Genomic DNA, 9,698 nt, shown 5'->3' on the forward strand with positions numbered 1-9,698 from the left:
CCGAATCGGCCGCACCTCCGCCGGAATCCGGCCGAAACTCGAAACGGATGCCCACCACGGCACCGAACCGACACTGCACACCACCGAACCGGCTCCCGGCACCGCTCACCACCAGTCCAACGCCGTGAGACCTTTGCCGACCGTGAAATGGCGCTCTATGCCGGGGTCGCGCGACCTGCACAATGTGCCAGGCTGGAGAAGTGACGTTGACCGACGAGCAGACGGATGTGCACACAACGACCGCACCCGACACGCCGTGGTGCACGATCGTCTGGAACGACCCGGTCAACCTCATGTCGTACGTCACCTACGTGTTCCGCGAGTATTTCGGTTACTCGAAACACAAAGCGGAAAAGCTCATGCTGCAGGTGCACAACGAAGGCAAGGCGATCGTCGCGAGCGGCAACCGTGAGCAGATGGAACGGCACGTGCAGGCAATGCACGGCTATGGACTCTGGGCCACCATCGACAAAGCGGATGCCTGATGCGAGTCCGCCATTCTGGTCGCGACCGCATCATCGTCGAACTTTCGAGCGACGAGTGGGAGCTTCTCGACGACCTCACCGCGGAACTGACAACGCTGCTCGATGCAAGCGGCACCACACCGCCGGGCACGCCGAGCGACCCGGCGCTGTCGCGTCTGCTCCCTGACGCCTATCGCGAGGATGCGGAGGCTGCAGCCGAGTTCCGCCGCTTCACGGAAGACGAACTCGTGACCGCAAAGCTTGCGGATGCCCGCACCCTGGCGGATGCCGCGCAGTCCGGCTCAGATCTCACGCTGGACCGCACGTCCGTCATTCCGTGGCTGCGCACGCTCACCGATCTGCGACTCGTGCTCGCTGTGCGCCTCGGCATCCACACCGACGACGACACCGGCGACACCAGCCCGGAGGCGGAGCCGGCGCAGCAGGTCTATTTCTGGCTCGGCACGTTGCAGAGCTGGATCCTGGAGGCACTGCAGCGCTAGCGGGCAAGCACCTGCTCGCTGTGAGCATCCGCAACTACAGCGGCACCGCGGCCGGCCAAGCGTCGAAAGTCCGTTGCCAACGAGCGCGGATCGCGAGCGAAATCCTGATCGATCCACCAGGCCAGCAGGCCAACGGTGGCTGCTGCGTAGAACTCCGCTGCGACCTCGTCGGGCGTGCTGTCTGCAACCCGGTCGCCGGACACGGAGGCGTTGGCTTGTCGCCGCAGGTGCTCGAGCAGCACGTCGACGATCAGGGTGTGCAGATAGCGCAGCACGATGCCGCCACCATTGCGACCGCAGATCGCACGGTAGATCCGCTGATTTCGATACGCGTGGTCGAAGATCAACTCGGCCGGGCGGTACACCTCGATGGGCAGTCCCGCTGTGGTCAGCGCGTCGAATTCGCTGGTGAGCTGCTCCCGCACACCATCGAAACACGCCGTCAAGAGCGCCTCCTTGTCGCGGTAGTGCGCGTAGAAGGTGGAACGGCCGATGTCGGCGCGATCCAGGATGTCCTGCACCGTCAGCTGGTCATAACCCTTTTCGAGCACAAGTGAGATGAACGTTTCGTGCAGCGCCTTGCGCGTGCGACGCACACGTCGGTCCTGCTCAACCATGAGTACTTCCTCCTCAGTTGCGGACAATCCGGCGCCGGTGTCCCGTACCGAACAAACCGCCGAGATTGCCTCTTGACCAGCCCTGCGCCACTGCAAGCATAATCGAACAAGCTGTTCTGAAACAACCATGGTGTTCGGAACCGCACACCGGAAAGGAACCTTGAAATGTACCCTCTGCCCCTCGTGGTTTGGATGCTCGTGATTACGGGTGTCATCGGGCTACCGGCGCTGACCGTCGTCGCGCTGGCACGCGGCACCGCGCCCGACGGTCTTCGCCGAACCACTCCCGCACGCCTCGCCTGGGCCGCCGGAATCGGATGGACCCTGTGGGCGATCGCGAGCACTCTTCTCGCCGCGGCGGGCGTCTACCGACTGACGTGGACCGCGACCAATCCGGCGATCGGCGTCGCCGCCCTCGGCGCGATGCTGGTGGCGTTCCTGTTCACGCGGATGCCCGCGGCGTCGCGCATCCTCACCCGACCCGAGCTTGCGTGGCGAGTCACGCTGCCGCACGCCCTGCGCATCGCTGGTGGCGCGGCGTTCCTCGCCGCGTTCGCCCTGGGCGCGCTACCCGCTGTCTTCGCTTTGCCGGCGGGGTTCGGTGATATCGCAATCGGGATCGAAGCCATCTTCCTGTCCGCACGGATGCGTCGCGGTGTCGCCGGTCGTGGAGTTCTCTGGTTCAACATCCTCGGCTTGCTCGACCTCGCCTACGCGCTCACCGCCGGATTCCTTGCCGGCCCGGGCCCGGTTCGACTGCTGACGGTCGTGCCATCGACCGCGCCGGTCGCACTGCTGCCGTTGGTGCTGATTCCGACGGTCATCGTTCCGCTGGCCGTGATCTTGCATGTGGTATCGCTGACCACGCTCCGCGCGACGGCACGCGCTTCGCGCTCTGGAACAGGATCCCGCTCCGCCACCGTGCCAGCCCGGTGAGGCTAGGCTGTGCCGCATGGCGGACACGATCATCACCGTGCACGGTGAACACGAGTTGCACCATCCAGCCGAGCGCGGCACCGCCCATCTCGCCGTCGGGTTCGACGGCCCGGAAAGACAAGCGGTGCTGGATGCCGTGACGCAACTGCACGGCGAACTCAGTCGCGAAATCGAGGCCATGACCGGCGAGGAGCGTCCGCCGATTACCTGGTGGTCGGCCGATCAGTGGCGAGTGTGGGGAGATCGGCCGTGGAATCAGGAGGGAAAGATTCTCCCGATCGTGTACCACGGTGCGGCTGAGATCGCGGTCAAATTCAGTGACCTCACTCGGCTCAGCACGTGGCTCGGCGAGGTCGCTCTGCGTGACGGTGTGACTCTGCGCAGCGTCGAGTGGACCCTGACAGAAGAGACCCGTCAGACCCTGACGACGGAAGCCCGACGGCGCGCGGTCGAAGCTGCAGTCGCGAAGGCCACCGTGTTGGCGACGAGCGTCGGCCTCAGCACGATTTGGCCCACCGCCCTCAGCGACCCGGGGATGCTCGGCGAAGGTTCCCGCGAACCCGGGACCGAATCCGGCAGCATGCCGATGAGCGCGCGAATGTCCGTCGGCGGCTCCTCGTCACCGCTCGACCTGAAGCCGGAAGAGATCACGATCGCGGTCGCAGTGCACGCGAGGTTTGCTGCATCCTGAGGCTCGGCATCCAAAGTCAGGGCATCCTGAGTCGCCGCTACTCCCCCAGGTGACGCCTGCTCGAGATGGCGCGGTCGGCCTCACGTTTGTCCTGCCGCTCGCGAAGTGCCTGACGCTTGTCGTACTCTTTCTTGCCCTTTGCGATCGCGATCTCGACCTTCGCGCGCCCGTCACTGAAGTAGATCGACAGCGGGATGATCGTGTAGCCGCCCTCTTTGACCTTGTTGTGGATCTTCAGGATCTGCTCTTTGTGCAACAACAGTTTGCGCTTGCGGCGAGGAGCATGGTTGTTCCAGGTGCCACCCACGTACTCGGGAATGTGCACGGCATCCAGCCAGGCTTCACCGCCGTCGATGAACGCGTAGCCATCCACCAGGGAGGCGCGACCTTCCCTCAGCGACTTCACCTCGCTGCCTTGCAAGACCAGTCCGGCCTCAAAGGTGTCTTCGATCGTGTAGTCGTGGCGGGCTTTGCGATTGGTGGCCACGACCTTCTGGCCACGTTCCCTGGGCACGGCGTTCTCCTGGGTTGATCATTCGGTGGATGCGCTTCGTACTTCAGAAGCAGCGCACCAGTCTAACGCAGGCGCCGCGCCCTCGATTTCGAGACGCTCGTTCCTCCATCCCTCGCTCGCAGGCTCGCTCGGCGCTGGGGTCGCGGATCGCTTCGCGATCCCTTGAGCTCCACCGCGCTCCTCAATCAGCGGGACGCGATCGGTCAGACCTTCAGATAGCGCGAGATCGCCACATTGGCGGACAGCGCAGCAAGCGCGATGCCCACCACGATCAGGATCGGCACGACGACGAACGCGTCGTTCATCCCCACGAACGAGGTGAACGGAATGTGATCGGTCAGATAGCCGCGCACGAAGAACTGCACGATCGCCACAATCGCTCCTCCGGCCAAAACAGAACCGATCAGAGCTGCGAACACCCCCTCGAGTATGAAGGGTGTTTGAATGAACCGGTTCGAGGCGCCCACCAGACGCATGATCCCGAGCTCCCTTCTTCGGGAGAACGCCGAGAGTCTGATGGTGGTTGCAATCAGCAGGGCCGCGGCCACAAGCATCAGCGCGGCGATCGCGATCGCGGTGTAGCTGGCAGCGTTCAGGATCTTGAAGATCTGGTCCAGATAACTACGTTGGTCGGTGACGGATTGCACCCCGGCTACGCCGGACAGGCCCTCGACGAGCACAGCGGACTGTGACGGGTTCTTCAGATTGATCCAGAACGTCTGGTTCAGCATGTCCGGCGTGACGTAATCCGCGACCGGATTGTCCTTGAACTGCTGCTTGAATGTCGCATACGCCTGCTTGTGATCCTCGAAGTAGAACTTCTTGATGAACTTGGACAACTCGGGCGAGTTCAGCTGCGCTTTCACGGCCGCGATCTGATCGGGTGTCGCATCCGCACCAAGACAGGTCTTCGTGTTGTCCGTCGGCAGGCACATGTAAACCGCAACCTGTGCTTTGTCATACCAATAGCTCTTCATCTGCCCGATCTGCATCTGCAGCAGAATCGCGGCACCGACGAACGTCAGGGAGATGAATGTGACCAGGATGACGGAAATGACCATCGACAGGTTGCGACGCAAGCCGTTCGCCGCCTCCGACCAGACCAACGCGAATCTCATTTTACGGGCCCAACATTCTGCTCATCGGCCAGATCGTCACTCTGCCCAGGAGCCCGCAAGCCGAGTCGCTCCGCGAGGCTGAGTTGTTCGGGCAGCGCGTCTGCCGTCTGCAGGTCTTGTGCGGAAACCGGCGGCGCAGCGGATGTTGCCGGTGCGGTTGGCATCGCCGGCAGCGGTTCCGGCGCGGGTTCCTTCTGCGGTGGCGGCGCCGGAGCCTTCTTCAGTGGCGGCGCGGCAAACGGTGCAGCGCTCGGCACCGCAGTCGAGGCTGTTCGGCCGAGCACGGGTGCAGGTGTCATGCCGCGCTTGTCCTTCGCGTCGGCAGGGGTGATGACCGGCACTGCCGCCGTGTACCCATAGCCTCCGTGACGCTCATCGCGCACGATCTCGCCTTCGACGAGTTCGATGACGCGCCGCTGCATCTGATCGACGATCGCGGCCTCATGGGTGGCCATCAAAACCGTCGTGCCCCCGGCGTTGATGCGCTCGAGCACGGCCATGATGCCTGCGCTGGTCGCGGGGTCCAAGTTTCCGGTCGGTTCGTCCGCAAGCAGAATCTGCGGCTTGTTCACGACGGCGCGGGCGATGGCAACGCGCTGCTGCTCACCGCCTGAGAGCTCGTGCGGAAGTCTCTGAGCTTTGCCGTCCAGACCGACCATGGTCAGAACATCCGGAACTGCCTCTTGGATGAAGCCTCGCGACTTTCCGATCACCTGCAGCGTGAACGCCACGTTCGCGAACACGTTCTTGTTCGGCAGCAGCCGGAAGTCCTGGAACACCACCCCGAGATTACGTCGAAAGTACGGCACCTTGCGGTTGGAGATGCTGCCGAGGTCCTGCCCGAGCACATGAATCTTGCCCTTTGTCGGCTTCTCTTCTTTGAGGATCAGCCGAAGGCAACTGGACTTTCCCGAGCCCGAAGCACCGACGAGAAAGACGAACTCGCCGCGGAGCACCTCGAAGGTGACGTCACCGAGCGCGGGCCTCGTGGTGCCCGAATATTTCTTGGAGATATGGTCGAACCGGATCATGACCCCTCGAGCCTAAGCAGAGCACCTGTGGATATCAGCAGCGACTCACCTATTTGGGTTGTTCCTACTTACGCTGGTCCTGCTTGCGCCAGCGGATGCCCGCAGCGATGAATCCATCGAGGTCGCCGTCGAACACGTTCTGCGGGTTGTTGACCTCGTAGTCGGTGCGCAGGTCCTTGACCATCTGGTACGGCGCGAGCACATAGCTGCGCATCTGATCGCCCCAGCTCGCAGTGATCGTGCCGGCCAGTTCCTTCTTGGTGGCGGCTTCCTGCTCACGCTGCAGAATGAGCAGTCGAGACTGCAGAACCCGCATCGCGGCCGCGCGGTTCTGGATCTGGCTCTTCTCGTTCTGCATCGACACGACGGTGCCCGTCGGAATGTGAGTGATCCGAACTGCCGAGTCTGTCGTGTTGACCGACTGGCCGCCTGGCCCGGACGACCGGAAGACGTCGACCCGGATATCGGACTCGGGAATATCGATCGCCTCCGTCTCCTCCATCAGCGGAATGACCTCGACCGCCGCGAAACTCGTCTGCCGCTTTCCAGCCGAATTGAACGGGCTCATCCGCACCAGCCGGTGTGTACCGGCCTCCACGGAGAGGGTTCCGAACGCGAACGGGGCATCCACTTCGAAGGTCGCGGATTTGATGCCGGCCTCTTCCGCATAACTGGTGTCGAGCACGGTTGCAGAATACTTGTGCTGCTCAGCCCAGCGCAGGTACATCCGCAGCAGCATGTCGGCGAAGTCCGCGGCATCCACCCCGCCCGCCCCGGCGCGAATGGTGACAACTGCCGGGCGCTGGTCGTAGTCGCCGTTCAGCAGGGTTTGTACCTCGAGGTCGTCCATCACCATCTGAAGCGCGGCGAGTTCGGCGCGCGCCTCATCTGCGGACTCCTGATCCCCCGCGCCGTCCGTCGCCATTTCGATCAGAACATCGAGATCGTCGAGGCGTCGTTGAATGCCGTCGATGCGCGCCAATTCGGTCTGCCGGTGGCTGAGATCACTCGTCACCTTCTGGGCGTGCTCGGTGTCGTCCCACAGGTCGGGCACGCCCGCCTCGCTGCTCAGCCGTTCGATTTCGGCGCGCAATCCATCGACATCGACGACCGCCCGGATGTCGGCGAAAGTCGAGCGCAAATCCGCAATCTGCGCGGTGAAGTCCAGTTCAATCATTGTGCGCCAAGCCTACCGGGGGCGCCTGATCGCAACAGCGCATCAGTGTAGATTCGGGATAGTGACTTCCTCCGATGAGCTGCCGTTCAGCATCCGCGAGGTTGCACTGGCCGCCTTTCTGCCAACGTTGCTCTTCTCGGTCGGTGAGGGTGCGATCATTCCGATCATTCCGATCCTCGCGCACAACCTCGGGGCAGGGCTTGCCCTGGCCGGGTTCATCGGCGGCATGATCATGGTCGGCGAGGTGCTCGGCGATGTGCCGAGCGGGTGGATAGTCGGGCGATTCGGTGAGCGCAACTCGATGGTCGGCGCCGCGATGATCTGCATCGTCGGCCTCGTGATCTGCCTTGCGTCCCCGACGGTGCTGGCCCTGACGATCGGTGTGTTTCTGATCGGCCTTGCAACCGCGGTGTTCGCGCTGGCACGGCACGCGTTCATGACGACGTACGTGCCGCTGAAGTACCGCGCGCGGGCGCTCTCGACACTCGGCGGGCTCTTCCGCGGTGGCTGGTTCATCGGGCCGATCATCAGCGCGGGCGTCATTGCGTGGACGGGCGACACGCACATGGTCTTCTGGGTGCACATCGTCGCGTGCGCCGCCTCGGCCGTCGTGCTGATGGTCGTGCCGGACCCGACCGTGACGGTCGCCAAAATGCGCGGGATCGCCGCCCCGGGGCGGGTCGACGCCCAGGAACGCACCGTCGGCCTGTTCCGCACGATCTGGTCGAATCGAGGCGTACTGGTGCGCATGGGCACGGGTGCCGCGCTGATCGGGGCGATTCGATCGTCGCGCACGATCATCTTGCCGCTGTATGCCGTATCGATAGGACTCACTGATACGACCGCCGCACTGATCATCGGGCTGGCCGGCGGTGTCGACTTCGCACTGTTCTACGTATCGGGCCAGGTCATGGACCGTTTCGGCCGCATGTGGACGGCAATGCCCTCGATGCTCGGACTCGCCCTCGCTCATTTCGCGCTGGCATTCGTGACGGACGAGCCGTGGTTCATCGCCGTCGCACTGTTCATGGCGCTTGCCAACGGCATCGGCAGCGGAATCCTGATGACACTCGGGGCCGACCTCGCACCGCCGGGCAACCCTGCCCCGTTCTTGGGCGCCTGGCGATTCACCGGCGACGCCGGCCAAGCCGCCGCGCCGCTGTGGGTCGCCGGTGTCACCGCAGTTGTGTCACTGGCTGCGGCAAGCATCAGCATCGGCGTGCTCGGCCTGGTCGGTGCGGGTGTGCTGGCACGCTACATCCCGCGGTACGTGCCGCGGCGTCCGAGGCCTAGCGCATGAAATTGGGCGCTTGAGATTGGACGCACGAGATTGAGCGCATGAGGCCGCCGATCACCAGAAGACGGAACGTGCGACCGAAGTCACCTCGAGGCGGATGCCGTCGGGAACCAAAAGCGACACGACTGGCGGATGCCACGTGGCGGCCAGCCGCACCGTCGCACTACGACCGTCCGCGGAGTGCGCCTCGACGAGCGCGAGCGCGTCGAAGGGCTGTGTTGCACCGGGGGAAAACTGCGCTGCCCTGTGAGAAAGATAGTCCTGCGCTGCACTGCGCACCGCGACGTCATTCAACGACAGCTGTGGGAGCCCGCCCGCGGTCGCAATCTCCTCGAGGGAGAACGATTCGGCACCGGCAAGCGCTGCGCCGTCTGCCAGCGTGAACAACCGTTTGCGTTCCAGGTAGAGGGAGGTCGCCGCTACGACAAGCAGAATCAACACGAGGCAGAGCACGCCGTAGAACATCGTCAACGGCAGGATCGACCCCTCTTCGTCACGCAGCCGCCTCATTGTCCGCTCCAGAACCGTGAGACCGTCTGGGTGCCGGTGGCCTGCAGCGGAACACTCGCCGTCTGCTGAAGGTCGAGCACGCTTGGCACCAGCGGCAACGGTGCGCGCACTTGCACAGTGACGGTCACCGCGCCGGTTCGGGTCAGGCAGTGATCGGGGTCTGGTGCGCACGAGACGGAAATCTGTGCCTGCCCGGAATCAAGGCCGTAGTCCGCAAGTGCGAAGTCGACGGCGCGCTCGGCGCGGGCATCGGCATCCGCTGTCGTCGGTGCTTGCACGTACACGCGCGCAGCCTGACGTGCCGCACCTTCGACGGCCAGCGCCGCCCCCTGAATGCTGGCAACGGCCAGAGTGAGGTAAACCAGGGGCACGAGCAGTAGCAACCCCATGGTGATGAACTCGAGGGACGAGGAGCCGTCCTCCTCACGGACGCGACGCATCCAGAGTTTCCACTGACGCATGACCGCTTACCTCCATTCCGCCATCGAGCCCGACCAACCCGATCAGCGGCAGCGGCGTGCGCACCGTGATCGTGACCGCCTGTTGCCCGCGATAGTCGCCGTATGTCGCCCGGATGTCGCGCGAATAGCCGCCGCCGAGCGCCGTAACGATCAAGTCGCGTGTGCGAGTCTGCCCCTCGGCGAGCGAGTTGTCGGCGAGCGCGGCGAAACGCGCGCCCTCCGCGGCGGCATCCAGAACGGTGTTGCGGATGAGCAGGGCGAGCCCGAGCTGGATGACAGACAGCGTCAGCACGGTGAGCAACCCGACCACCATCACGAATTCGGCGATCGCCGAACCATCGTCGCTACGCCAACTCAGAGCGCGGCAGCGGATGCCCAT

13 protein-coding genes are annotated in these 9,698 nt (G+C 64.1%); 5 read left to right on the top strand and 8 right to left on the bottom strand.

Translation table 11 applies throughout. The features are described from left to right. The first annotated feature begins 182 nt into the window (after nucleotides 1-182). Together clpS and QU604_RS14130 are read left to right on the top strand one after the other, a co-directional pair. Complete coding sequence (gene clpS / locus QU604_RS14125; protein ID WP_308465261.1) at nucleotides 183-485, top strand: ATP-dependent Clp protease adapter ClpS; 303 nt, start codon at nucleotides 183-185, stop codon at nucleotides 483-485. Beyond that, nucleotides 485-967 carry a DUF2017 domain-containing protein gene (locus QU604_RS14130; protein WP_308465262.1) on the top strand — a complete coding sequence of 161 codons (483 nt, stop codon included), beginning with the start codon at nucleotides 485-487 and terminating at the stop codon, nucleotides 965-967. The genes clpS and QU604_RS14130 overlap by 1 nt, the downstream gene beginning before the upstream one ends. On the opposite strand, the gene QU604_RS14135 is transcribed toward QU604_RS14130, so the two are convergent. Continuing rightward, nucleotides 964-1,584: a TetR/AcrR family transcriptional regulator gene (locus tag QU604_RS14135; protein ID WP_308465263.1), complete on the bottom strand. Its 621-nt coding sequence runs from the start codon at nucleotides 1,582-1,584 to the stop codon at nucleotides 964-966. The two genes, QU604_RS14130 and QU604_RS14135, sit on opposite strands and share 4 nt — an antisense overlap. Before the next feature lie 165 nt (nucleotides 1,585-1,749). Between QU604_RS14135 and QU604_RS14140 the strand changes: the two genes are divergently transcribed. Further along, entirely contained in the window at nucleotides 1,750-2,520 is a 771-nt protein-coding gene (locus QU604_RS14140) for a DUF8737 domain-containing protein (RefSeq protein ID WP_308465264.1), read from the top strand. Nucleotides 2,521-2,536: 16 nt separating this feature from the next. Further along, a complete protein-coding gene (locus QU604_RS14145; protein ID WP_308465265.1) occupies nucleotides 2,537-3,211 on the top strand; it encodes an SIMPL domain-containing protein in 675 nt (224 codons plus the stop codon). A 37-nt stretch (nucleotides 3,212-3,248) separates the two neighbouring features. Here the strand turns inward: QU604_RS14145 and smpB are convergent, their stop codons facing one another. From smpB to prfB, 4 genes are all read right to left on the bottom strand, one after another. Further along, entirely contained in the window at nucleotides 3,249-3,725 is a 477-nt protein-coding gene (gene smpB, locus QU604_RS14150) for an SsrA-binding protein SmpB (RefSeq protein ID WP_308465266.1), read from the bottom strand. A gap of 203 nt (nucleotides 3,726-3,928) precedes the next feature. Further along, the gene (gene ftsX / locus QU604_RS14155; RefSeq protein WP_308465267.1) at nucleotides 3,929-4,843 is read right to left on the bottom strand and encodes a permease-like cell division protein FtsX; all 915 of its coding nucleotides are present in this window, start codon (nucleotides 4,841-4,843) and stop codon (nucleotides 3,929-3,931) included. Further along, on the bottom strand, nucleotides 4,840-5,874 hold the full coding sequence (gene ftsE / locus QU604_RS14160) for a cell division ATP-binding protein FtsE (protein WP_308465268.1): 1,035 nt from the start codon (nucleotides 5,872-5,874) through the stop codon (nucleotides 4,840-4,842). The genes ftsX and ftsE overlap by 4 nt, the downstream gene beginning before the upstream one ends. 64 nt (nucleotides 5,875-5,938) lie before the next feature. Next, nucleotides 5,939-7,051, bottom strand: coding sequence for a peptide chain release factor 2 (prfB, locus tag QU604_RS14165; protein WP_308465269.1), 1,113 nt, complete (start codon nucleotides 7,049-7,051; stop codon nucleotides 5,939-5,941). A gap of 61 nt (nucleotides 7,052-7,112) precedes the next feature. Between prfB and QU604_RS14170 the strand changes: the two genes are divergently transcribed. Further along, nucleotides 7,113-8,351, top strand: coding sequence for an MFS transporter (locus tag QU604_RS14170; RefSeq protein WP_308465270.1), 1,239 nt, complete (start codon nucleotides 7,113-7,115; stop codon nucleotides 8,349-8,351). 51 nt (nucleotides 8,352-8,402) lie between these two features. Here QU604_RS14170 and QU604_RS14175 read toward each other — a convergent pair whose 3' ends face one another. Genes QU604_RS14175 through QU604_RS14185 form a run of 3 tightly spaced genes read right to left on the bottom strand, consistent with a single transcriptional unit; the run spans nucleotide 8,403 to nucleotide 9,698 of the window. Further along, a complete protein-coding gene (locus QU604_RS14175; RefSeq protein WP_308465271.1) occupies nucleotides 8,403-8,858 on the bottom strand; it encodes a pilus assembly protein TadG-related protein in 456 nt (151 codons plus the stop codon). After that, a complete protein-coding gene (locus tag QU604_RS14180; RefSeq protein ID WP_308465272.1) occupies nucleotides 8,855-9,319 on the bottom strand; it encodes a hypothetical protein in 465 nt (154 codons plus the stop codon). Before QU604_RS14180 ends, QU604_RS14175 begins: the two co-directional genes overlap by 4 nt. After that, nucleotides 9,282-9,698 carry a TadE family protein gene (locus QU604_RS14185; RefSeq protein ID WP_308465273.1) on the bottom strand — a complete coding sequence of 139 codons (417 nt, stop codon included), beginning with the start codon at nucleotides 9,696-9,698 and terminating at the stop codon, nucleotides 9,282-9,284. Before QU604_RS14185 ends, QU604_RS14180 begins: the two co-directional genes overlap by 38 nt.

The sequence above is a fragment of the Rathayibacter sp. SW19 genome (assembly GCF_030866825.1).
GTDB lineage: Bacteria > Actinomycetota > Actinomycetes > Actinomycetales > Microbacteriaceae > Rathayibacter_A > Rathayibacter_A soli.